The sequence below is a fragment of the Mycobacterium sp. 1245499.0 genome (genome assembly GCF_001673615.1).
Taxonomy (GTDB): domain Bacteria; phylum Actinomycetota; class Actinomycetes; order Mycobacteriales; family Mycobacteriaceae; genus Mycobacterium; species Mycobacterium europaeum_A.
In genome coordinates this window covers 1-21,739 of the sequence record NZ_LZMG01000154.1, presented here as the reverse complement: position 1 = coordinate 21,739, position 21,739 = coordinate 1, and the positions used below count along the sequence as shown (strand labels likewise).

Sequence of the window (21,739 nt, the reverse complement as noted above, 5' to 3'; positions counted from 1 at the left end):
GCGGCGCCGCGCGCTGACCCGGACCTTGAACGCGTGCAGGCCGCCGGCGGGGCCCTGCCGGGTCAGCGGCCAATAGGTGACGCCGTGGTGAGTGCGCGCGGCGCCGCACCCCGCCCGCCGAGCTGCCGGTGCACGAGGGCCAGGACTGGATGTATGTGCTTTCCGGGCGGATGCGGCTCATTTTGGGCGAGCGCGACTTCACCATCGACCCCGGCCAGGCCGTCGAGTTCTCGACGTGGACGCCGCACTGGTTCGGCGTGGTGGACGGCCCGGTGGAGGCCATCGTCATCTTCGGCCCGCACGGCGAGCGCCTCCACCTGCACAGCTGAATGGCACCCGCGCGAACGGCCTGACCGTCGCGTTCACCCGGGCGCGGCGTTAGCGTGGCGTAATGGACCGGGCTTGGGAATACGCCGTCGCGCCGCCGCGCAGCGCGCCCGGCGTCGTCTCGATGGTCGGCTACCGGGGCCTCGACGTTCCCGACGGCGTGCACCGTGGCATGCCGTCGGCGACGTTGACCTTCATCGTCAGCCTGGACGACGGGGTGGAGGCCGGTGACACCGCCTGCGCCCTCGCGGTGGCCCGCCCCAACCCGTTGCTGCTCGGCGGCCTGCACTTGCGGGCCAGTCACGTGCGGCAACGGCGCGGGCAGGCCGGCGTGCAGCTGGCCGTGCATCCGCTCGCGGCGCGTGCGCTGTTCGGCGTGCCGAGCGCTGAGCTTCTCCTCGCCGAATACGACGCGACCGCCGTGCTGGATCGCGGCGCCGTCGAACTGCACCATCGGGTGACCGAAGCGCACGGCTGGCCGGACGCGTTCGCGCTGGTGGCCGGCTACCTCATCGACGCACGGCAATGCCGGGACGCCGCGACGGTGCGGCCCGAGGTCGCACAAGCCTGGCATCTGCTGCAGCGCAGCCGGGGCCGGGCCCCGGTCACCGGCCTGGCCGACGCGGTCGGCGTCACGCCGCGACACCTCACGACGCTGTTCCGCCAGGAGGTCGGGCACTCGCCGAAGACGGTGGCGATGCTCATGCGGTTCCAGCATGCGACGGCGCGGATCGCCGAGTCGGCACGCCGCTACGGACGCGTCGACCTCGCACGAGTCGCGACCGCCACGGGGTACAGCGACCAGGCGCACATGACCCGCGAGTTCGTCCGGTTCGCCGGTGTGCCGCCGCGACAGTGGCTGGCCGAGGAGTTCCGAAACATTCAAGACGGCGGCCACTCCTGCACCGCACAGTTCGAGGATGACCACTTCGAATCCGACCGTCTGGTTGACACTGCAAGCCCATAACGCGCCCAAGCTGATCGACTACTACGTCGACACATTCGGCTTCGTCCTCGCGGCGCGCTACGGCCAGGGTGAAACCGTCGATCACGCCCAACTGAACTGGCCGCAGGGTTGCGGAGGGATCATGCTCGGCAGCCACAAGCCCGGGGCGCATTGGTGCCGCGAACCGGGCACCGCCGGCGGTTACATCGTCACCGCCGATCCCCAGGCGCTCTACGAGCGCGTCCTGCAGCGCAAGGCCGACGTCGTGCGGCCGCTGGGCGAAACAGATTACGGCGCACGCGAATTCACGGTGCGCGATCCGGAAGGCAACCTGTGGTCCTTCGGCGACTACCGCGGCGAGACACCGCCGGCGTGACGCTTACAGATACGCGGTCTGGTTCACCAGGCGCACCGAAGACGCTCCGTCGGAATAGAATTCGGCAATGCTCAACGACGCGAGGTCGAGGTGCAACCGGTACAGGATGCCGGGCCCGGCGTCCAGTGCCTCGCGCAGCAGCATCTTGATGGGGGTCACGTGCGAGACCACCAGCACCGTCGTACCCTGCTGGGCGGCGACGATCCGGTCACGGGCCGTCGACACCCGATCGGCCACCGCGTCGAAGCTCTCCCCGCCCGGCGGGGCGGTGCTGGTGTCGCGCAGCCAGCGGCTGTGCAGTTCGGGGTCGCGCTCGGCCGCCTCGGCGAACGTCAGCCCCTCCCAGGCGCCGAAGTCGGTCTCGATCAAGTCGTCGTCGACGGTGACGTCCAGCCCCAGCGCCTTGGCGGCGGCCGCCGCGGTGTCATAGGCCCGTTGCAGCGGCGAGGCGAAGACCGCCGAAATGCCGCCGCGCTGCGCCAGATAACGCGCCGCCGCGTCGGCCTGCCGGCGCCCCAGCTCGGTCAGCGCCGGGTTACCGCGCCCCGAATAGCGACGGTGCACCGACAGCTCGGTCTGGCCATGCCGCAGCAACAGCAGCCGGGTCGGGGTGCCGCGCGCGCCGGTCCAGCCCGGCGCGGACGGCGACGGTGCCGCCGCGGGCTCGGCCGGTTCGGGTTTCGGCGCCGGCTCAGGCTTTGGCGCCGGTTCGGGCGTTTCCGTCACAGCCTCGGCCGCGGCGTCCATCGCCTCGTTGGCCAACCGATCGGCGTGCGTGTTGCGCTCCCGGGGGATCCACGAGTAGCTGATCCGCGCGAACCGCGCCGCGCGGCTTCGGGCCTGGTTGTGCAGCTCGATCAGGTCGGGGTGCTTGACTTTCCACCGCCCGGACATCTGTTCCACCAGCAGTTTGGAATCGAGGTACACCGCCGCCTCGGTGGCGCCCAAATTCAGGGCGTCGTCCAAACCGGCTATCAGACCTCGGTATTCGGCAACGTTGTTGGTCGCTCGGCCGATGGCCTGCTTGGCCTCGGCGAGCACGGTCGTACGGTCCTGGTTCCACACCACCGCGCCGTATCCGGCCGGTCCGGGGTTGCCGCGCGATCCACCGTCGGCCTCGATCACGACCTTCACTGATCAAAACCCTTGACCCGCAGCAGGATCGCGCCGCATTCCGGGCAGCGCACCAGCTCGTCCTCGGCGGCGGCCGAGATGCGGGACAGCTCGCCGCGGTCGATCTCGAGCCGGCAGGCCCCGCACCGACGGCCCAGCAGCTGCCCGGCGCCCGGGCCTCCCCCGGCACGCTGGCGTTCGTACAGGGCGGACAGCGCCGGATCCAGTGCGGCGCTCAGCGAGTCACGCCGCGACGACTGAAGCTCACGGGCCTCGCTGAGCTCGGCGACCGCGGCATCGAGAGCCTCACGCGCGCTCGCCATTTCGGCCTCCAATGACGCCAGCGTCTGCTGCTCACCGTCGAGCTGGGATTGCAGCTCCTCGCGACGTTCCATCACCTCCAGCAGCGAGTCCTCCAGGCTGGTTTGACGACGCTGCAGGGTCTCCAGCTCGTGCTGGAGGTCCGAGAGTTGTTTGGCGTCGATCGTTCCCGACTGCAGCAGCGAGCGGTCGCGGTCTTCGCGCTGGCGCACCGCGTCGATCTCCGCCTCGAGCCGCGACACGTGGGCGTCGATGTCCTCCACGGCGATGCGCACGGCGCCCAGCCGGTCACCGGCGGCCTCGTATTCGGCCTGCAACCGCTCGCAGGCCTGTTGCTCCGGCAGATGCGTGGCCCGGTGTGCGATGCGGGACAGCTCGGCATCGAGTTTCGACAACTCGAGTAAGGAACGCTGCTGCGCCACTTCGGCTTTCATAAACTCTCATCCTGGTGCTCGACGTTCCAAGGATCGGTGCGAATCGAGCTCACCCGCACGGGAAGCTCCGCACCGAAACGCGACCGCAGCAGGCCGGCGGCCTGTTCACACCAGGGGAATTCACTTGCCCAATGTGCCACATCGATCAAAGCCACCTCGCAGGCCCGTCGGTGCTCGTCGGCCGGGTGGTGCCGCAGATCGGCCGTCACGAAAGCCTGCACGCCCGCACCGGCCGCGGCGGCCAGCAACGAATCCCCGGCGCCGCCGCAGACGGCGACCCGCGACACCGGCATGTCGGGGTCCCCCGCCGCCCGCACCCCCCACGAGGTGCGCGGCAGCGCCGCGCTTACGCGAGAGACGAAGTCGCGCAACGGTTCCGGACGCGCCAGGGTCGCGACGCGACCCAGCCCGGTATCGCCGGGCGGGGGTACCAGCGCGAAGATGTCGAAGGCGGGTTCCTCGTAGGGATGGGCGGCGCGCATCGCCGCCAGCACCGCGACCCGGGAACGGGCGGGCGCGACCACCTCGAACCGGTCTTCGGCCACCCGCTCGACGTTGCCCACGCTGCCCACCGCCGGTGAGGCGCCTTCGTGCGGCAGGAACTGCCCGATGCCGCTGACGCTCCAGCTGCAGTGCGAATAGTCACCGATATGTCCGGCGCCGGCCGCGAACACCGCCGCCCGCACCGCGTCGGCGTTCTCGGCGGGCACGTAGATCACCCACTTGTCCAGGTCGGGTGCGTCCGTCGCCGGCTCGAGCACGGCCTCGACGTCAAGGCCCAGGGCCGCGGCCAGCGCGTCGGACACCCCCGGGCAGGCGGAGTCGGCGTTGGTGTGTGCGGTGAACAGCGAGCGTCCGGTCCGGATCAGCCGGTGCACCAGCGCACCCTTGGGGGTGCTGGCCGCCACGGTGTCCACGCCGCGCAACAGCAACGGGTGGTGGGCCAGCAGCAGGCCGGCATCGGGAACTTCGTCGACCACCTCCGGCGTGGCGTCGACCGCGACGGTCACCGACCGCAGCTCGTCGTCGGGGTCCCCGCAGACCAGCCCCACCGAATCCCAGGGCTCGGCGAGCCGCGGCGGGTAGGCCTCGTCGAGCACCGCGATGACGTCGGCCAGCTTGATGCTCACCGGTCGGCCTCCGCGATCGCCCGCACCAGCAACGGCCACTCGCGGCGCACCGCGGCGCGCAGGTACCGCTCGTCCAGGCCGACGAACGTGTCACAGCGACGGATGGCAATCCCCCTGTCATGCAGTCGTTTTCGTAATTGAACGGCCTCCGGCGTGCGGAACAGCACGAACGGCGCCCGGCCGTCGACCACGTCGGCACCCACCGAGGCCAGCCCGGCCACCATCTCGGCGCGCAGCTGCCCCAGTCCGGCCGCCCCGGCCGCCGCGTCGGCGACCGCCTGCGGATCGCAGCACGCCGCGATGGCCGTCAGCTGCAACGTCCCCACCGGCCAGTGCGCCCGCTGGGCGGTCAACCGCGCCAGCACGTCCGGGGAACCCAGCGCGTAGCCCACCCGCAGCCCGGCCAGCGCCCAGGTCTTGGTCAGGCTGCGCAGCACCAGCACGTCCGGCAGCGCGTCGCCGGCCAGCGATTCCGGCTCGCCGGGAATCGAGTCCGCGAACGCCTCGTCGACCACCAGGATCCGCCCGGGCCGGCGCAACGCCAGCAGTTGCTCGCGGGTGTGCAGCACCGAGGTGGGGTTGGTCGGATTCCCCACCACGACGAGGTCGGCGTCGTCGGGAACGATCGCGCCCGCCAGGCCGAACGGCGGCTCCAGCACCACGTGGTGCACCGGCACCCCGGCCGCGGTCAGCGCGACCGCCGGCTCGGTGAACGCCGGGGCGATGATCGCCGCCCGCCGCGGGCGCAGGTTGCCCAGCAGGGCGAACGCCTCGGCCACCCCGGCAAGCGGCAACACCTCGGCGCGGGTCCGGCCGTGTCGCTGGGCCGCGGCGTCCTGCGCCCGGTGCGCGTCCTCGGGGCTCGGATAGCGCGCCAGGTCGGGCAGCCGCTCGGCCAGCCGGCGCAGCAGCCACTGCGGCGGTTGGCCGTGCCGGACGTTGACGGCGAAATCGAGCATCCCGGGCGCGACGGCCTGATCGCCGTGGTAGCGCGCCGCAGGCGGGCTCAGGTTCAGACTCGCCATCCGTGAAACACTAGTGCGCCGCGCGGGTCGGCCGGACGTACACCGGCATCACCGTCACGACCGGTCGCACCCATCGAGGACAATGGTGAGGTGACAGGCACAACGTCCGCCGATCCCCAGGCCCCGGGGGCGCAGCTGGTGATCTTCGATCTCGACGGCACCCTGACCGATTCCGCGGAGGGGATCGTCACCAGCTTCCTGCATGCGCTCGACCACATCGGCGCGCCCGTGCCGCCCGGCGACCTCGTTGCCCAGATCGTCGGCCCGCCGATGGACGACACCTTCCGGGCCATGGAACTCGGCGACCACACCGAGGAGGCGATCGCGGCCTTTCGCGCCGAGTACGGTTCCCGCGGCTGGGCGATGAACGCGCTCTTCGACGGGATCGAGGCGCTACTGGCCGATCTGCGCGCCGCCGGTGTCCGGCTGGCCGTGGCCACCTCCAAGCTGGAGACGACGGCGCGGCGCATCCTCGCCCACTTCGGGCTCGACCAGCACTTCGAGGTGATCGCCGGCGCGAGTCCCGACGGGTCGCGCAAGGCAAAGGTCGAGGTGCTGGCGCACGCCCTGTCGCAGCTCGAGCCGCTGCCCGAACGGGTGCTGATGGTCGGTGACCGCAGCCACGACGTGCACGGCGCGGCCGCGCACGGCATCGACACCGTGGTGGTCGGCTGGGGTTACGGCAAGGCCGACTTCGCGGACGCGTCGCCCACGGCCGGCGTGACGCACGCCTCGACCATCGACGAACTACGGAGGGCGCTGGGTGTCTGAGCGTGAACGCCTGCACGTGACGTTCGTGTGCACCGGCAACATCTGCCGTTCGGTGATGGCCGAGAAGATGTTCGCCGACCAGCTGCGCCGCCGCGGCCTGGCCGACGCGGTGCGGGTGAGCAGCGCCGGCACCGGCAACTGGCACGTCGGCGAGTGCGCCGACGAGCGCGCCGCCGACGTGCTGCGAGCCCACGGTTATGCATGCGAGCACCGCGCCGCGCAGGTCGACGCCGAGCACCTGGGTGCCGATCTGGTGGTCGCCCTGGACCGCAACCACGCCCGAATGCTGCGGCACCTCGGCGTCGACGAAAACCGCGTCCGGATGCTGCGGTCCTTCGATCCGCGCACCGGCGCCCACACCCCCGACGTCGACGATCCCTACTACGGCGACGCACAAGACTTCGAACGCGTCTACACCGTCATCGAGGCCGCGCTGCCGGGCCTGCATGACTGGGTCGATGAACGGCTCGCGCAGAACGGATCGCCTTGATGCGCCGGTTCGCCTTTCTGCTGCGTCCGGGCTGGATAGCGCTGGCGGTGGTGGTCGTCGCCTTCGCGTACCTGTGCTTCACGGTGCTCGCGCCCTGGCAGTTGGGTAAGCACAGCAGGACCTCGCAGGAGAACCATCAGATCGAATCCTCGCTGAACACCGCGCCCGTCCCATTGAAAACCCTACTGCCGCAGCAGAATTCGGCGGCCCCCGGCGCGCAATGGCGCCAGGTCACCGCCACCGGGCACTACCTGCCCGACGTGCAGGTGCTGGCCCGCCTGCGGGTGATCGACTCGAAGCCGGCGTTCGAGGTGCTGGCGCCGTTCGTCGTCGACGGCGGGCCCACGGTGCTGGTCAATCGCGGCTACGTGCGCCCGCTGGAAGGGTCGCACGTCCCGCCTATCCCCCCGCCCCCGACGCAGACGGTGACCATCACGGCGCGGCTGCGCAACTCCGAGCCCGCCGCGGTGAACAAGGACCCATTCGTGGGAGACGGTGTGCAGCAGGTCTATTCGATCGACACCGCACAGGTCGCGGTGCTCACCAGGGTCCCGCTGGCCGGGTCCTACCTGCAGTTGGTCGACGGGCAGCCCGGCGGGCTCGGGGTGGTCGGCGTGCCTGCGCTGGACGCCGGCCCGTTCCTGTCCTACGGCATCCAGTGGATCGCGTTCGGCATCCTGGCCCCGATCGGGTTGGGCTACTTCGCCTACTCGGAGATCCGGGCCCGCCGCCAGGAGAAGCAACAGCGGGCCGCCCCCGCCGCCGAGACGGCGCCCGCGCCGCAAGCGCCGCAAACGGTGGAGGCCAAACTGGCCGACCGCTACGGCCGGCGGCGGTAGCCCGCCAGGGAAACTGCAAGCTCGGCGAGGACCGCGGCGCCCGCCTGCACCAGCGACGACAGCATCACCGCGCGCCGCAGGTCGGTCACCGTCGGTTCCCGGCCGTTGCCGAGTGTGGGCCGGATCTGCAGCTCGTGCCGGTATTGGGTGGGACCGCCCAGGCGCACGCCCAGCGCCCCGGCGAAGGCCGCCTCGACGACACCGGCGTTGGGGCTGGGATGACGGCCGGCGTCGCGGCGCCAGGCCCGCGCCGCACCGGACGGTGATCCACCCACCAGCGGCGCCAACAGCACCGTCAGCGACGCGGTCGCCCGCGCGCCGACGTAGTTGGCGACATCATCCAATCTCGCTGCCGCCCAACCGAATCGGAGATAGCGCGGCGAGCGATATCCGATCATCGAGTCCAGGGTGTTGATGCCGCGATATACCAGCACCGCGGGCACGCCGCCGGCCGCCGCCCACAGCAGCGGCGCCACCTGGGCGTCGGAGGTGTTCTCGGCGATCGATTCCAGCGACGCGCGCGTCAGGCCCGCGGCGTCCAGCGACGCCGGATCACGCCCACATAGCGACGGCAGCAGCCCGCGGGCGGCCTCGACGTCGCCGCGTTCCAGCAGCTGCGACATCTCCAGGCCGGTGCGCACCAGCGAGGTTCCCCCGAGCGCCACCCAGGTGGCCGCGGCCGTCGCCGCGATCGACCACCCCCGGCGGCGACGCCCGGCGCCGCGTCGCACCGCCAGCCCGAGCAGGCCCACCGCCGAAATCAGCGCCCCGACATGGACCGCGCCGGCAAGCCGGCTGTCGCGGTAGGTCATACGTTCCAGCGCGGCGGCGGCTTGGCCGAACAGCGCGACCGGATGACCCCGTCGCGGGTCGCCCAGCGCGCGGTCGGCCAGGTAGCCGATCATCACGCCCGCGATCCGGGTCCGGGTCACAACCACCCCAGCAGCGTCTCACACTGGAATCCATGCGGCCGTTGAGGCAACAAGTGCCCGAGCGGATGTGGGGCGATGAGGCACCGTTCGTCTCCGGTGCCGCGCTGGCCGTCGACGGCGGGTACTCGGCCAGCGGTCCGATGGCCGGCAAGCCCCGCACGGCGGACTATCGTGCAACGCATGACCTTTCCCGCGCTCAACCACGTCGCGGTCACGGTGCGCGACATCGCGATCAGCGGCCCGTGGTATCGCAGGCTGCTCGGCGCCGACCCGATCCTGGACGAGCACACGGATGCCGGCTTTCACCACCAGGTGTGGATACTTGACGGCGGCACCATATTCGGCATTCACCAGCACGACCGCGCTGCGCCCAACGAGAAGTTCAGCGAACACCGCGTCGGGCTCGACCACGTCGGCTTCGGCTGCGCCAGCCGCGCCGAGCTGGAAGATTGAGTCACCCGGTTGGGCGAGCTGGCCATCGAGCACGGCGGCATCGTGGATGCGCCCTACGGCTCGGGGTTGAGTTTTCGCGACCCAGACGGCATCGCGCTGGAGTTCTTCGCCCCGCCCGGCTGAGCGGCTCAGCGCACCGTTGCGAAGAACGCGCGCAGGTCCTCGACAAATAGCTCCGGTTGTTCGAACGCCGCGAAATGCCCGCCGCGCGGCATGTCCGTCCAGTGGGTGATGTTGTAGACCGGCTCGCACCAGCTGCGCGGCGCCTTCAGCAGCTCCCCCGGGAAAGCCGCTACGCCCGTGGGCAATTCGACGCGATCGCCGCCACCCCACACCGCGAAGCTCTCCCAGTACAGGCGGGCCGAGGACGCGGCGGTATTGGTCACCCAATAGACCATCACGTTGTCGAGCAGCTCGTCGCGGCTGAGCGCGTTCTCGGGGTGCCCGTCGCAATCGGCCCAGTCCCAGAACTTTTCGACGATCCAGGCCAGCTGCCCCACGGGCGAATCGGCCAGGCCGTAGCCCAGGGTCTGCGGCCGGGTGGACTGTTGCTTGGAATAGCCGGTGCCCCACTTGCGGTGGTTGGCCAACCCGGCCAACGCTCGCTGCTCCTCCTCGGTCGGGTTGGTCAGCGCCTCCTTGGTGGGCCGGCCGACCGGCATGTTCAGGTGGATGCCCACGCAGTGGCCCACATTGCGGCCGATCTGCGTCGTGACCGCGGCACCCCAGTCACCGCCCTGCGCGCCGTAGCGGTCGTAGCCCAGGCGCAGCATCAGCGTTTCCCACGCCTGCGCGATCCTTTCCACGCCCCAACCGGTGTCGGTGGGCTTGCCGGAGAACCCGTAGCCGGGCAGCGACGGACACACGACGTGGAAGGCGTCCTCGGCGCGGCCGGAGGCGGGATGGGTCAACGGCTCGATCACCTTGTGGAACTCCACAATTGAGCCCGGCCAGCCGTGGGTGATCACCACCGGGAACGCGTCGGCGTGCGGCGAGCGCTGGTGGACGAAATGGATGTCCAGCCCGTCGATTTCGGTGGTGAACTGATCGAAGCGGTTGAGGGCCGCCTCGCGCGATCGCCAGTCGTAGTCGTTGGCCCAGTAGTCGGCCAGCTCGCGGGTATAGGCCAGCGGCACGCCCTGGCTCCAGTCGTCCACGCATTCGGCCTCGGGCCACCGCGTGCGGGCCAGCCGCGCTCGCAAGTCGTCGAGGACCTCGTCGGAAACGTCGATGCGGAACGGTTTCACGCGTTCATAGTGCCGCTGACGGTGACACCGGCGACGCGCGGGGCCTTCCCCCGGCGAACCGGGCGCGCCGTGGCACGCGAGGATGTAGCCATGGATCCCAGGCTGGCCGCACGGGTGGAGCAGAGGCGGTCGATCCCCGTCCTGGTCTGGCGATTCGCCGAGCCGCGAATGTGCGTCTCGTCGGGCCCGCTAGGCGGCGGTATCGGCGCTCGGGATTGGCTCGTCAACGCCACGGTCCCATTGGATTACGACCGGACCGACCCGGACCGCCACCTGACCGAGATCGGCGCCGCGCTCCGGCTGAACGGCGCCGGGTGCGGGTTGCTCACCGCGGTCGACGTGACCCGCCACCACCTCGCCGCGGACGGCGGCGTGCATGCGACAGCGACCGTCGGGCTCTCCAACCCCGCCTGGGCCGCCGCGCCCGATCACCACTTCCGCCGCGAGGTGCCGTACCGGGTGGGCACGATCAACATCGTGGTCGCGGTGCCGGTGGCGCTGTCCGAGGCGGCCCTGGTCAACGCCGTCGCCACCGCCACGGAGGCCAAGGTGCAGGCGTTGCACGACGCCGGGATACGCGCCACCGGAACCGCCTCGGACGCGGTCGTCGTGCACTGCCCCAGCGACGGGACGGCGGAGCAGTTCGGTGGACCACGGTCGACGTTCGGCGCCCGGATCGCCCGAGCGGTGCACGCCGCCGTGCTCGCGGGCGGCCGGTCCTGGCTCTCGGGCCCGTCCATCGAGTAGGCCGAGCGATTGCCACCACCCGCCCGGGGGTATCGCTGACCCATGGCAACGACGACGGCGCCCCGAGTCCTGGTGGTGGTGTCCGCGGCCGACCGGATTCCGCTACGGAACGGCCGCAGCGAGCTGACCGGCACCTACCTCGGTGAACTGATCGAACCGACGGACGCGATGCGTCGGGCCGGCTTCGAGCTTGCGTTCGCCACCCCGGGCGCGCGGGCGCCGGCCATCGATGGCACCTCGTGCAGCCTGATGTACTTCGCCGGCTCGCGGAAAAGGCGTGACGCCGCCCTGAGCAGCTATCGGGAGCTGCTCGAACTCGGCCTGGCCACGCCGGCCAAATTCGAAGAGATCAGCCACGACGTCCAGCGCCTGGACGGGTTTGACGCCATGTTCGTGCCGGGCGGCCATGCGCCCCTGGTCGACCTGCTGCACCGCGACGCCTTTGCCGACGACTCGCTCAACGACGACTTCGGCGCGCTGGTCCGTCACTTCCACGACGCCCGACGCCCCACCGGCCTGATCTGTCACGCTCCCGCCGCGCTCGCCGCGGCGCCCACCGTCGACGGGCGCTGGACCTATGCGGGTTACCGGATGACCTGCTTCAAGACCGGCGTCGACACGATGTTGTCGACGGTCCCGTTGGCGCGGCGCTTCCGGGGATGCCTGAAGGATGACCCGACCGAACTGTTGAGGTCTCGCGGCGGCCACGTCGAACAGACGGTCCTGCCGATGGGCAGCAAGGTCGTCGAGGATCGCGAGCTGATCACCGGCCAGGACCCCTACTCGGCCAAGGCGTTCGGAGCCGCCTTCGTCGACAAGGTCCGCGCCGCACAAACCTGACGCGCTCGTCCCGCCGGCCAAACCGAGTGGGCGCGGACGGTATCGAACCGCCGACCGCTGGTGTGTAAAACCAGAGCTCTACCACTGAGCTACGCGCCCGTTGCTGCGGGCAGGCTACCCGCCCGACGGCCAAGTCCCCAAAATCAGGCCCGTAAAGCCGCCAGGGCTTCGGTCCAGAGCCGCTGGTCGCGCGACTCGCCGGGCTGCTTCATCTCGGCGAAGCGGATGATCCCGGACCGGTCGACCACGAACGTCCCGCGGTTGGAGTAGCCGGCGTCCTCGTTGAACACGCCGTAGCTCTGGCTGACCGCGCCGTGCGGCCAGAAGTCCGACAACACCGGAAAGGTGAAGCCGCTGTCCAGCGACCAGACCCGGTGCGTGGGTGGCGGTCCCACCGAGATGGCCAGCGTCGCGCTGTCGTCGTTCTCGAAATCGGGCAGGTGGTCACGCAACTGATCCAGCTCGCCCTGGCAGATCCCGGTGAACGCCAGCGGGAAGAACACCAGCAGCACGTTCTTGGCGTTCCGGTAGGAGCTCAGCGTGACTCGCTGCTGGTTCTGGTCGCGCAAAGTGAAATCCGGGGCGGGGGTGCCGACGGACAGCATCAACGCTTCCCGGCCCGGGATTTGGGCTGTACCAACCGGCTGGCGCTCCAGTCGCCCAGGTTCACCGACGAGGTCGGCATCAAACCGGCGGTGGGTGCGGCCTCGGCGATTTCGGCGGGCAGAACGTGGCCCGGCTTGCCGGTCTTCGGGGTCAGCACCCAGATCACGCCGTCTTCGGCCAGCGCAGTGATCGCGTCCATCAGGGTGTCCACCAGGTCGCCGTCACCGTCTCGCCACCACAGCAGTACGACGTCGACCACCTCGTCGGTGTCCTCGTCGAGTAGGTCGCTGCCGCAGGCTTCCTCGACCGCAGCGCGGATCTCGTCGTCGGTGTCTTCGTCCCAGCCCCACTCCTGGACAACATGGTCGGGTTGGATGCCCAGTTTGCGAGCGTAGCTCGGGGCGTGATCCGCCGCGACCACCGTGGAGCCTCCTTCAACGTCCGAACGCTGTGCGATTCGCGATTATCGTCGCACAGCCAGAACTCGGTCCATACTTCCGCATCATCAGGTTGCCAGGCACAGTTTTACTGCGTTCTTTTTCGTGTCGTTGAGCTGATCGACCCGTTTGTTGAATTCCGACGTCCCCGCGTGCGTCCCAATGGCGTTGGCCACGGCGCGGGCGGCGTCGATGTAGGCGTTGAACGCGTCCTTGATCTGCTGCGACATCGCGTCGCTGAAGCTGTTGCCCACCGTGGTGGCGCTGTCGTTGAGGGCGTCGATGGCCGGGCCCTCGGTCGGTCCGGTGCCCCGGCCCGCGTTGAACGCCTTGACGAATTCGTTGGTCTTGTCGATCGCGTTCTTGCTGGTGGTGATCAGCGTGGCGCAGGCGGTGCGGACGGCCTTGGTGGTCAGCGATTGCTGCCGCTGCGATTCGCGGACGCTCGACGTCGCCGACGACGCGGACACCGACGCCGACACCGACTGCCGATAGGCCGGAGCCACCTTGGTGTCGGGCGTTGCCGTGCCGTTGGTGACGGAGGTGCATCCGACGATGCCCATCAACGCCACCGCGAGACACCCGAGGGCCAAAGCCCCGCGCCGGGGGAAGTCCCCCACCTGCGTCTGAGGGACGGCACGCCACCGGATGAGCACAAGCCAGACGTTACCGGGTGACCCCGCCGCTTGCCCCAGACCCGCCGAGTTGGTGTTCGCCGGCTGACGCCGAGCCGGCTACCCGACGTCGGCTATCCGCGCGCAACGCCGGTGCGGCACGATGGTGGGCAGGGTGCGACCCACCCGTTACGGCACACATTCCGCCAACAACAGGAGTAGTGCGTTGACAACTGAGTTCGTGCGCCACGATCTGGCCACAAACCCCAACGGCGCAACCGAACCCGACCGGGTTCGGGTGATCCGCGAGGGGGTGGCCTCCTACCTCCCCGACATCGATCCCGAAGAGACGTCGGAGTGGCTGGAGTCCTTCGATGAACTGCTGGAGCGCTCCGGCCCGTCGCGGGCGCGCTACCTGATGCTGCGATTGCTGGAGCGGGCCGGCGAGCAGCGAGTCGCCATCCCGTCGCTGACCTCCACCGACTACGTCAACACCATCCCGACCGAGCTGGAGCCGTGGTTTCCCGGCGACGAGGACGTCGAGCGGCGCTACCGAGCGTGGATCCGGTGGAACGCCGCCATCATGGTGCACCGCGCCCAGCGCCCGGGAGTCGGTGTGGGCGGCCACATTTCGACCTACGCCTCGTCCGCGGCGCTCTACGAGGTCGGCTTCAACCACTTCTTCCGCGGCAAATCGCACCCCGGCGGCGGCGACCAGGTGTTCATCCAGGGCCACGCCTCCCCCGGCATCTACGCGCGCGCCTTCCTGGAGGGCCGACTCACCGCCGACCGGATGGACGGCTTCCGGCAGGAGCACAGCCACGCCGGCGGCGGACTGCCCTCCTACCCGCACCCGCGGCTGATGCCCGACTTCTGGGAATTCCCGACTGTGTCGATGGGTCTGGGCCCGCTCAACGCCATCTACCAGGCGCGGTTCAACCATTACCTGCACGACCGCGGCATCAAGGACACTTCCGACCAGCACGTGTGGTGCTTTCTGGGTGACGGCGAGATGGACGAGCCCGAAAGCCGCGGCCTGGCGCACGTCGCGGCGCTGGAGGGCCTGGACAACCTGACGTTCGTCGTCAACTGCAACCTGCAGCGCCTCGACGGCCCGGTGCGCGGCAACGGCAAGATCATCCAGGAGCTGGAGTCGTTCTTCCGCGGCGCCGGCTGGAACGTCATCAAGGTGGTCTGGGGCCGCGAATGGGACGCCCTGCTGCACGCCGACCGCGACGGCGCGCTGGTGAACCTGATGAACACCACTCCGGACGGGGACTACCAGACGTACAAGGCCAACGACGGCGCCTACGTGCGCGACCACTTCTTCGGCCGCGACCCGCGCACCAAGGCGCTCGTGGAGAACATGAGCGATTCCGAAATCTGGAACCTCAAGCGCGGCGGCCACGACTATCGCAAGGTCTACGCCGCCTATCGCGCCGCCGTCGACCACAAGGGTCAGCCCACGGTGATCCTGGCCAAGACCATCAAGGGCTATTCGCTGGGAGCGCATTTCCAGGGCCGCAACGCCACGCACCAGATGAAAAAGCTTGCGCTGCAAGACCTTAAGGACTTCCGCGACGCGATCCGGATTCCGATCAGCGACGCGCAGCTCGAAGAGGACCCCTACCTGCCGCCCTACTACCACCCCGGCTCGGACGCCGAGGAGATCCGCTACATGGTCGACCGCCGGCGCACCCTCGGCGGGTTCTTGCCCGAGCGGCGGACGAAGGCCAAGGCGTTGCGGCTGCCCGGGCGCGAGACCTACGCCGCGCTGAAGAAGGGATCGGGTACCCAGGAGGTCGCCACCACCATGGCGACGGTGCGGACCTTCAAAGAAGTGTTGCGGGACAAAGAAGTTGGGCCGCGGATCGTGCCGATCATTCCCGACGAGGCGCGCACCTTCGGCATGGACTCGTGGTTCCCGTCGCTGAAGATCTACAACCGCAACGGCCAGCTGTACACCGCCGTGGACGCCGAGCTGATGCTGGCCTACAAGGAAAGCGAAGCCGGGCACATCCTGCACGAGGGCATCAACGAAGCCGGGTCGGTGGGGTCGTTCATCGCGGCGGGCACGTCGTATGCCACCCACAACGAGCCGATGATCCCGATCTACATCTTCTATTCGATGTTCGGCTTCCAGCGCACCGGCGACGGATTATGGGCCGCCGCAGACCAAATGGCACGCGGGTTCTTGCTCGGAGCCACCGCGGGGCGCACCACGCTGACCGGCGAAGGGCTGCAACACGCCGACGGCCACTCGCTGCTGCTGGCCAGTACCAACCCCGCGGTGGTCGCCTACGACCCGGCCTTCGCCTACGAAATCGCTTACATCGTGGAAAGCGGGCTGGCGCGGATGTTCGGGGAGAACCCGGAGGACGTGTTCTTCTACATCACCATCTACAACGAGCCGTACGTGCAGCCGCCCGAGCCGGAGAACTTCGATCCCGAGGGCGTCTTGCGGGGCCTCTACCGCTACCACGTCGCCACCGAACAGCGGGCCAACAAGGCGCAGATCCTGGCATCGGGGGTGGCGATGCCCTCGGCGCTGAAGGCGGCCGAGATGCTGGCCGCGGAGTGGGACGTCGCCGCCGACGTGTGGTCGGTGACCAGCTGGGGCGAGCTGAACCGCGACGGCGTGGCCGTCGACAGGGCGAGGCTGCGCCACCCGGACCGGCCGGCCGGTGTCCCGTACGTCACCCAGGCCCTGTCGAACATCAGCGGTCCGGTGGTCGCCGTCTCGGACTGGATGCGGGCCGTCCCCGAGCAGATCCGGCCCTGGGTGCCGGGCACCTTCGTCACCCTGGGCACCGACGGGTTCGGCTTCTCCGACACCCGGCCGGCGGCGCGGCGGTACTTCAACACCGACGCCGAGTCGCAGGTGGTCGCGGTGCTCGAGGCGCTGGCGCGCGACGGCGAGATCGACCCCTCGGTGCCGGTCGCGGCCGCCCGCCAGTACAAGATCGACGACGTGCAGGCGGCCCCGGAGCAGACGTCCGACCCCGGGGTGGCCTGAACCCGGGTCTGCGCACGGCGTGGCCCGCGTCGAGCGTGAAGGTAGTTTCACGTTGGGCGCCGAGCGTGAAGGTAGTTTCACGCTCGACGCCCCACCGGCCGCTCAGGCCAACACATGAGGCGTCCTTAAGAACGCCACGCCCCGCCTTTGGCGGAAACTTCCAGAAAAGTCGCGTAGGTTTTAGGGGTGAATGACAACCCCTTCGCCGGTCCGTTCGCCAAGCAGCCCCGATCGCCGCTGGAGTTGCTCGACACGGTGCCGGAGTCGGTACTGCGGCGGCTGAAGCAGTACTCCGGCCGGCTGGCCACCGAGGCGGTCTCGGTCATGGGCGATCGGTTGCCGTTCTTCGCCGACCTTGAAGCATCGCAGCGGGCCAGCATGGCGCTGGTGGTGCAGACGGCGATCAACAACTTCGCCGAGTGGATGCAAGACCCGCACAGCAACGTCAGCCACACCGCGCAGGCCTTCGAACTGGTGCCCCAGGACCTCGCCCGCCGCATCGCGTTGCGCCACAGCGTCGACATGGCGCGCGTGACCATGGACTTCTTCGAGGAGGTCGTCCCGCTGCTGGCCCGCTCCGAAGAGCAGCTGACGGCGCTGACGGTCGGCATCCTGAAGTACAGCCGCGACCTGGCGTTCACGGCCGCGACCGCCTATGCGAACGCGGCCGAGGCGCGCGGGGCGTGGGACAGCCGGATGGAGGCCAGCGTCGTCGACGCGGTGGTCCGCGGCGACACGGGTCCGGAGCTGCTGTCCCGCGCCGCGGCGCTGAACTGGGACACCACCGCGCCGGCGACGGTCGTGGTCGGCACCCCGGCCCCCGGGCGCGACGGATCCACCGGTCCCGACGACAGCGAACGGGCCAGCCAGCGCGTCCGCGACATCGCCGCACAGCATGGGCGCGCGGCCCTCACCGACGTGCATGGCACCTGGCTGGTCGCGATCGTGTCCGGCCAATTGTCGCCGACCGACAAATTCCTCGGCGATCTGCTGGTGGCGTTCGCCGACGGCCCGGTGGTCGTCGGGCCCACCGCGCCGATGCTGACGGCTGCCTATCACAGCGCCAGCGAGGCGATCTCCGGCATGAACGCCGTCGGTGGCTGGCGCGGCGCGCCACGTCCCGTGCCGGCGCGCGAACTGCTGCCCGAACGCGCCCTGATGGGCGATGCGTCGGCCATCGTGGCGCTGCACACCGACGTGATGGGCCCGCTCGCCGACGCGGGTCCGACGCTGATCGAAACTCTTGACGCTTACTTAGATTGTGGCGGCGCGATTGAGGCGTGTGCCAGAAAGTTGTTCGTTCATCCAAACACCGTGCGCTACCGGCTCAAGCGGATCACCGACTTCACCGGTCGCGATCCCATGCAGCCCCGTGATGCATATGTGCTGCGAGTGGCGGCGACGGTCGGCCAGCTCAACTACCCGGCCCAACCCCCCAGCGCCGCCACCAACGCCATGCCTGCGGTTCCGCTGCCGGTGAAAGCGGCGGTGGCGGGGCAATTCGGAAGATAGTGACCCAGGCAACAGGTCGCGGCACGATATCAAACCCGTAGCTTACGGAGCCGTTTTGTAGGGAGTACACAAAAACCTAAGACGAGGTTCATAATCTGTTACACCCGCCAAAACCGTTTCCACAGTGTTCTCTTAAACACGTGATTGCATTGCTTGCGCCCGGACAGGGTTCGCAGACCGAGGGGATGCTCTCGCCATGGCTGGAGCTCGCCGGCGCCGCTGACCAGTTGGCGCTGTGGTCCAAGGCCAGTGGCCTCGACCTCGTGCGCCTGGGCACCACCGCATCGACCGAAGAGATCACCGACACCGCGGTCACCCAGCCGCTGGTCGTGGCCGCCACGCTGCTGGCCCACCAGGAGCTGGCCAGGCGCGGCCTGTTGTCGGACGCGGAACTGGTCGTCGCCGGCCACTCCGTCGGGGAGATCGCCGCCTACGCGATCGCCGGCGTGATCGCCGCCGACGACGCCGTCGCGCTGGCCGCCACCCGCGGCGCCGAGATGGCCAAGGCTTGCGCCGTCGAGCCGACCGGCATGTCCGCGGTGCTCGGTGGCGACGAGAGCGAGGTGCTGGCCCGCCTCGAGCAGCTCGACCTCTTCCCCGCCAACCGCAACGCCACCGGACAGATCGTCGCCGCAGGCCCGCTGACCGCGCTGGAGAAGCTGGCCGAGGACCCGCCGGAAAAGGCCCGGGTGCGCGCGCTCGGGGTGGCCGGGGCGTTCCACACCAAGTACATGGCGTCGGCGCTCGACGGCTACGCCGCCGCGGCGGCCGCCGTCCAGACGTCCGAGCCCACCGCCATGCTGCTGTCCAACCGCGACGGTAAGCCGGTCGCCTCGGCGGCCGCGGCGATGGAGGCGCTGGTCTCTCAGCTGACCCAGCCGGTGCGTTGGGATCTGTGCACCGCGACGCTGCGTGACCTGGAAGTCACTGCGGCCGTGGAGTTCCCGCCCGCGGGCACGCTCACCGGTATCGCCAAACGAGAACTTCGGGGGGTTACGGCACGTGCCGTCAAGTCGCCCGCAGACCTGGACGCTTTGGCCGAGCTCTAAAGCCAGCTCGGCCAGTTGCACAACCAGTACAACCGCATATCACGTCAATTCGACTAACACACAACACATTACGAAGGGAAGAAAGCTGTGGCTGTCAGCCAGGAAGAAATCATCGCCGGTATCGCCGAGATCATCGAAGAGGTGACCGGTATCGAGCCCTCCGAGGTCACCCCGGAGAAGTCGTTCGTCGACGACTTGGACATCGACTCGCTGTCGATGGTCGAGATCGCCGTGCAGACCGAGGACAAGTACGGCGTCAAGATCCCCGACGAGGACCTCGCCGGTCTGCGCACCGTTGGTGACGTCGTCTCCTACATCCAGAAGCTCGAGGAAGAGAACCCCGAGGCTGCCGAGGCGCTGCGCGCCAAGCTGGAGACCGAGAACCCCGAGGCGGTCGCCAACGTCAAGTCGAGGCTGGAAGCGGACAGCAAGTGAGCAAGCCTTCCACTGCTAATGGCGGTTACCCCAACGTTGTGGTAACCGCCGTCACGGCGACGACGTCGATCGCGCCGGACATCGAGAGCACGTGGAAGGGTTTGTTGGCCGGCGAAAGCGGCATCCACGTCCTCGAAGACGAGTTCATCACCAAGTGGGACCTGCCCGTCAAGATCGGTGGCCACCTCAAGGAGCCCATCGACGAGCACATGAGCAGGCTCGACTTGCGGCGCATGTCCTACGTCCAGCGGCTGGCGAAGTTGCTCAGCACTCAGCTGTGGGAGTCGGCCGGCAGCCCGGAGGTCGACCCCGACCGGTTCTCGGTCGTGGTCGGCACCGGTCTCGGTGGCGCCGAAAGGATCGTGGAGAGCTACGACCTGATGAACGAGGGCGGCCCCCGCAAGGTGTCGCCGCTCGCCGTTCAGATGATCATGCCCAACGGCGCCGCGGCGGTGGTGGGCCTGCAGCTGGGCGCCCGCGCCGGGGTGATCACCCCGGTGTCGGCGTGCTCGTCGGGCTCGGAGGCGATCGCGCACGCGTGGCGCCAGATCGCAATGGGTGACGCCGATTTCGCCGTCTGCGGCGGGGTCGAGGGTCCCATCGAGGCGCTGCCGATCGCGGCGTTCTCCATGATGCGGGCCATGTCCACTCGCAACGACGAGCCCGAGCGCGCATCGCGGCCGTTCGATAAGGACCGCGACGGCTTCGTGTTCGGCGAGGCCGGGGCCCTGATGATCATCGAGACCGAGGAACACGCCAAGGCCCGCGGCGCCAAGCCGCTGGCCCGGTTGCTGGGCGCCGGCATCACCTCGGACGCGTTCCACATGGTGGCGCCCGCGGCTGACGGCGTGCGCGCCGGCCGGGCAATGCAACGGTCGCTCGAGTTGGCGGGGTTGTCCCCCAAGGACATCGACCACGTCAACGCGCACGGGACGGCAACGCCCATCGGCGACACCGCCGAGGCGAACGCCATCCGGGTCGCCGGCTGCGAGCAAGCGGCGGTGTACGCACCGAAGTCGGCCCTGGGGCACTCCATCGGTGCCGTCGGGGCTCTGGAATCTGTCCTCACGGTATTGAGCCTTCGGGACGGCGTGATACCGCCAACACTCAACTACGAAACACCCGATCCCGAAATCGATCTGGATGTTGTCGCGGGCGAACCTCGCTACGGCGATTTCCAATACGCGATCAACAACTCGTTCGGGTTCGGTGGTCACAACGTGGCACTCGCCTTCGGGCGGTACTGAGTACTACGTCCGGCGACGACGCGGGCCGCAGCAGGCCCGCGGAGGAGCCGGACAGCATGGAAGGAACGTTCGCAAGACCCATGACAGAGCTGGTTACCGGGAAAACGCTCCCGAACGTGGTCGTCACTGGCGTCGCCATGACGACCGCGTTGGCTACTGACGCCGAGAACACCTGGAAGCTGTTGCTGGACAGCCAAAGCGGTATCCGCAAACTCGAGGATCCATTCGTCGAGGAGTTCGACCTGCCGGTGCGCATCGGCGGACACCTGTTGGAAGAATTCGATAGCCAAATGACCCGTATCGAGCTGCGTCGGACGGGTTATCTGCAGCGGATGTCCACCATTCTGGGCCGGCGGGTCTGGGAGAACGCTGGCTCTCCCGAGGTCGATCCCAACCGGCTGATGGTCTCCATCGGCACCGGCCTGGGATCGTCGGAAGAGATGGTCTTCAGCTACGACGACATGCGCGCTCGCGGCATGAAGGCCGTCTCTCCGCTCGGGGTGCAGAAGTACATGCCCAACGGCGCCTCGGCGGCGGTGGGCCTGGAGCGCCAGGCCAAGGCCGGGGTGATCACGCCGGTGTCGGCGTGCGCGTCGGGTTCCGAGGGGATCGCGCAGGCCTGGCGCAACATCGTCTTCGGTGAGGCCGACATCGCCATCTGCGGTGGCGTGGAAACCCGTATCGAGGCGGTGCCGATCGCGGCGTTCGCCCAGATGCGCATCGTGATGTCGACCAAGAACGACGACCCGGTGGGAGCCTGTCGCCCGTTCGACCGCGACCGCACCGGATTCGTCTTCGGCGAGGCCGGCGCGCTGATGGTCATCGAAACCGA

General features: G+C 69.3%; 21 protein-coding genes, 1 tRNA gene and 3 pseudogenes. 15 read left to right on the top strand and 10 right to left on the bottom strand.

What is annotated here, in order from left to right; genetic code table 11:
* Positions 1 to 95: 95 nt before the first annotated feature.
* The 3 genes and pseudogenes from A5646_RS08100 to A5646_RS08090 form a co-directional block, all read left to right on the top strand.
* Positions 96 to 329, top strand: a pseudogene (locus tag A5646_RS08100) (cupin domain-containing protein); the annotation flags it as partial.
* A 122-nt stretch (positions 330 to 451) separates the two neighbouring features.
* Entirely contained in the window at positions 452 to 1,294 is an 843-nt protein-coding gene (locus A5646_RS08095) for an AraC family transcriptional regulator (protein WP_066881452.1), read from the top strand.
* The gene (locus A5646_RS08090; protein WP_066881429.1) at positions 1,248 to 1,649 is read left to right on the top strand and encodes a VOC family protein; all 402 of its coding nucleotides are present in this window, start codon (positions 1,248 to 1,250) and stop codon (positions 1,647 to 1,649) included. Before A5646_RS08095 ends, A5646_RS08090 begins: the two co-directional genes overlap by 47 nt.
* Positions 1,650 to 1,652: 3 nt before the next feature.
* On the opposite strand, the gene A5646_RS08085 is transcribed toward A5646_RS08090, so the two are convergent.
* The 4 genes from A5646_RS08085 to cobC are packed head-to-tail and all read right to left on the bottom strand — an operon-like array spanning position 1,653 to position 5,672.
* On the bottom strand, positions 1,653 to 2,783 hold the full coding sequence (locus A5646_RS08085; RefSeq protein WP_066881430.1) for a bifunctional RNase H/acid phosphatase: 1,131 nt from the start codon (positions 2,781 to 2,783) through the stop codon (positions 1,653 to 1,655).
* Positions 2,780 to 3,517 (bottom strand): zinc ribbon domain-containing protein, encoded by a 738-nt coding sequence (locus A5646_RS08080; RefSeq protein ID WP_067021119.1) that lies wholly within the window; start codon positions 3,515 to 3,517, stop codon positions 2,780 to 2,782. Before A5646_RS08080 ends, A5646_RS08085 begins: the two co-directional genes overlap by 4 nt.
* Positions 3,514 to 4,647 carry a Nif3-like dinuclear metal center hexameric protein gene (locus A5646_RS08075; RefSeq protein ID WP_067021116.1) on the bottom strand — a complete coding sequence of 378 codons (1,134 nt, stop codon included), beginning with the start codon at positions 4,645 to 4,647 and terminating at the stop codon, positions 3,514 to 3,516. The genes A5646_RS08080 and A5646_RS08075 overlap by 4 nt, the downstream gene beginning before the upstream one ends.
* Complete coding sequence (gene cobC / locus A5646_RS08070; protein WP_067021113.1) at positions 4,644 to 5,672, bottom strand: Rv2231c family pyridoxal phosphate-dependent protein CobC; 1,029 nt, start codon at positions 5,670 to 5,672, stop codon at positions 4,644 to 4,646. The genes A5646_RS08075 and cobC overlap by 4 nt, the downstream gene beginning before the upstream one ends.
* Before the next feature lie 90 nt (positions 5,673 to 5,762).
* Here cobC and A5646_RS08065 point away from each other — a divergent pair, with 90 nt between their 5' ends.
* From A5646_RS08065 to A5646_RS08055, 3 genes are read left to right on the top strand one after another with little or no spacing between them, the layout of a single operon-like run.
* On the top strand, positions 5,763 to 6,443 hold the full coding sequence (locus A5646_RS08065; RefSeq protein ID WP_197499599.1) for an HAD-IA family hydrolase: 681 nt from the start codon (positions 5,763 to 5,765) through the stop codon (positions 6,441 to 6,443).
* Positions 6,436 to 6,933: a low molecular weight protein-tyrosine-phosphatase gene (locus A5646_RS08060; protein ID WP_066881433.1), complete on the top strand. Its 498-nt coding sequence runs from the start codon at positions 6,436 to 6,438 to the stop codon at positions 6,931 to 6,933. The genes A5646_RS08065 and A5646_RS08060 overlap by 8 nt, the downstream gene beginning before the upstream one ends.
* On the top strand, positions 6,933 to 7,772 hold the full coding sequence (locus A5646_RS08055) for an SURF1 family protein (RefSeq protein WP_066881434.1): 840 nt from the start codon (positions 6,933 to 6,935) through the stop codon (positions 7,770 to 7,772). Before A5646_RS08060 ends, A5646_RS08055 begins: the two co-directional genes overlap by 1 nt.
* Here the strand turns inward: A5646_RS08055 and A5646_RS08050 are convergent.
* A complete protein-coding gene (locus A5646_RS08050) occupies positions 7,754 to 8,677 on the bottom strand; it encodes a cobalamin biosynthesis protein (RefSeq protein ID WP_067021128.1) in 924 nt (307 codons plus the stop codon). The two genes, A5646_RS08055 and A5646_RS08050, sit on opposite strands and share 19 nt — an antisense overlap.
* 207 nt (positions 8,678 to 8,884) lie before the next feature.
* Here A5646_RS08050 and A5646_RS08045 point away from each other — a divergent pair.
* A pseudogene (locus A5646_RS08045) lies at positions 8,885 to 9,280 on the top strand (VOC family protein).
* 5 nt (positions 9,281 to 9,285) lie between these two features.
* Here A5646_RS08045 and A5646_RS08040 read toward each other — a convergent pair.
* Positions 9,286 to 10,404, bottom strand: coding sequence for an epoxide hydrolase family protein (locus tag A5646_RS08040; protein WP_067021110.1), 1,119 nt, complete (start codon positions 10,402 to 10,404; stop codon positions 9,286 to 9,288).
* A 90-nt stretch (positions 10,405 to 10,494) separates the two neighbouring features.
* On the opposite strand from A5646_RS08040, the gene A5646_RS08035 reads away from it, so the two are divergent.
* Positions 10,495 to 11,151, top strand: a complete 657-nt coding sequence (locus tag A5646_RS08035; protein ID WP_197505145.1) for an adenosylcobinamide amidohydrolase — start codon at positions 10,495 to 10,497, stop codon at positions 11,149 to 11,151.
* A gap of 42 nt (positions 11,152 to 11,193) precedes the next feature.
* Positions 11,194 to 11,991 (top strand): DJ-1/PfpI family protein, encoded by a 798-nt coding sequence (locus tag A5646_RS08030; protein WP_067021106.1) that lies wholly within the window; start codon positions 11,194 to 11,196, stop codon positions 11,989 to 11,991.
* A 27-nt stretch (positions 11,992 to 12,018) separates the two neighbouring features.
* Here A5646_RS08030 and A5646_RS08025 read toward each other — a convergent pair.
* From A5646_RS08025 to A5646_RS08010, 4 genes are all read right to left on the bottom strand, one after another.
* Positions 12,019 to 12,090 (bottom strand) — tRNA-Val (locus A5646_RS08025).
* 44 nt (positions 12,091 to 12,134) lie between these two features.
* Positions 12,135 to 12,596, bottom strand: a complete 462-nt coding sequence (locus A5646_RS08020; protein ID WP_066862738.1) for a peroxiredoxin — start codon at positions 12,594 to 12,596, stop codon at positions 12,135 to 12,137.
* Positions 12,596 to 13,018: a DUF3052 domain-containing protein gene (locus A5646_RS08015; RefSeq protein ID WP_066862735.1), complete on the bottom strand. Its 423-nt coding sequence runs from the start codon at positions 13,016 to 13,018 to the stop codon at positions 12,596 to 12,598. Before A5646_RS08015 ends, A5646_RS08020 begins: the two co-directional genes overlap by 1 nt.
* 84 nt (positions 13,019 to 13,102) lie before the next feature.
* Positions 13,103 to 13,690 carry a hypothetical protein gene (locus A5646_RS08010; RefSeq protein WP_066862732.1) on the bottom strand — a complete coding sequence of 196 codons (588 nt, stop codon included), beginning with the start codon at positions 13,688 to 13,690 and terminating at the stop codon, positions 13,103 to 13,105.
* Positions 13,691 to 13,874: 184 nt separating this feature from the next.
* Between A5646_RS08010 and aceE the strand changes: the two genes are divergently transcribed.
* The 6 genes and pseudogenes from aceE to kasB all read left to right on the top strand — a co-directional run.
* Positions 13,875 to 16,664, top strand: a complete 2,790-nt coding sequence (aceE, locus tag A5646_RS08005) for a pyruvate dehydrogenase (acetyl-transferring), homodimeric type (protein ID WP_066862728.1) — start codon at positions 13,875 to 13,877, stop codon at positions 16,662 to 16,664.
* Positions 16,665 to 16,850: 186 nt separating this feature from the next.
* Complete coding sequence (locus A5646_RS08000; protein ID WP_066862725.1) at positions 16,851 to 18,176, top strand: CdaR family transcriptional regulator; 1,326 nt, start codon at positions 16,851 to 16,853, stop codon at positions 18,174 to 18,176.
* 140 nt (positions 18,177 to 18,316) lie between these two features.
* Positions 18,317 to 19,225, top strand: coding sequence for an ACP S-malonyltransferase (locus A5646_RS07995; protein WP_067021104.1), 909 nt, complete (start codon positions 18,317 to 18,319; stop codon positions 19,223 to 19,225).
* A gap of 87 nt (positions 19,226 to 19,312) precedes the next feature.
* Positions 19,313 to 19,660: a meromycolate extension acyl carrier protein AcpM gene (gene acpM / locus A5646_RS07990; protein ID WP_007770614.1), complete on the top strand. Its 348-nt coding sequence runs from the start codon at positions 19,313 to 19,315 to the stop codon at positions 19,658 to 19,660.
* Complete coding sequence (kasA, locus tag A5646_RS07985) at positions 19,657 to 20,907, top strand: 3-oxoacyl-ACP synthase KasA (protein ID WP_066862719.1); 1,251 nt, start codon at positions 19,657 to 19,659, stop codon at positions 20,905 to 20,907. Before acpM ends, kasA begins: the two co-directional genes overlap by 4 nt.
* Positions 20,908 to 20,987: 80 nt before the next feature.
* Positions 20,988 to 21,739 (top strand): annotated as a pseudogene (gene kasB, locus A5646_RS07980) (3-oxoacyl-ACP synthase KasB); the annotation flags it as partial.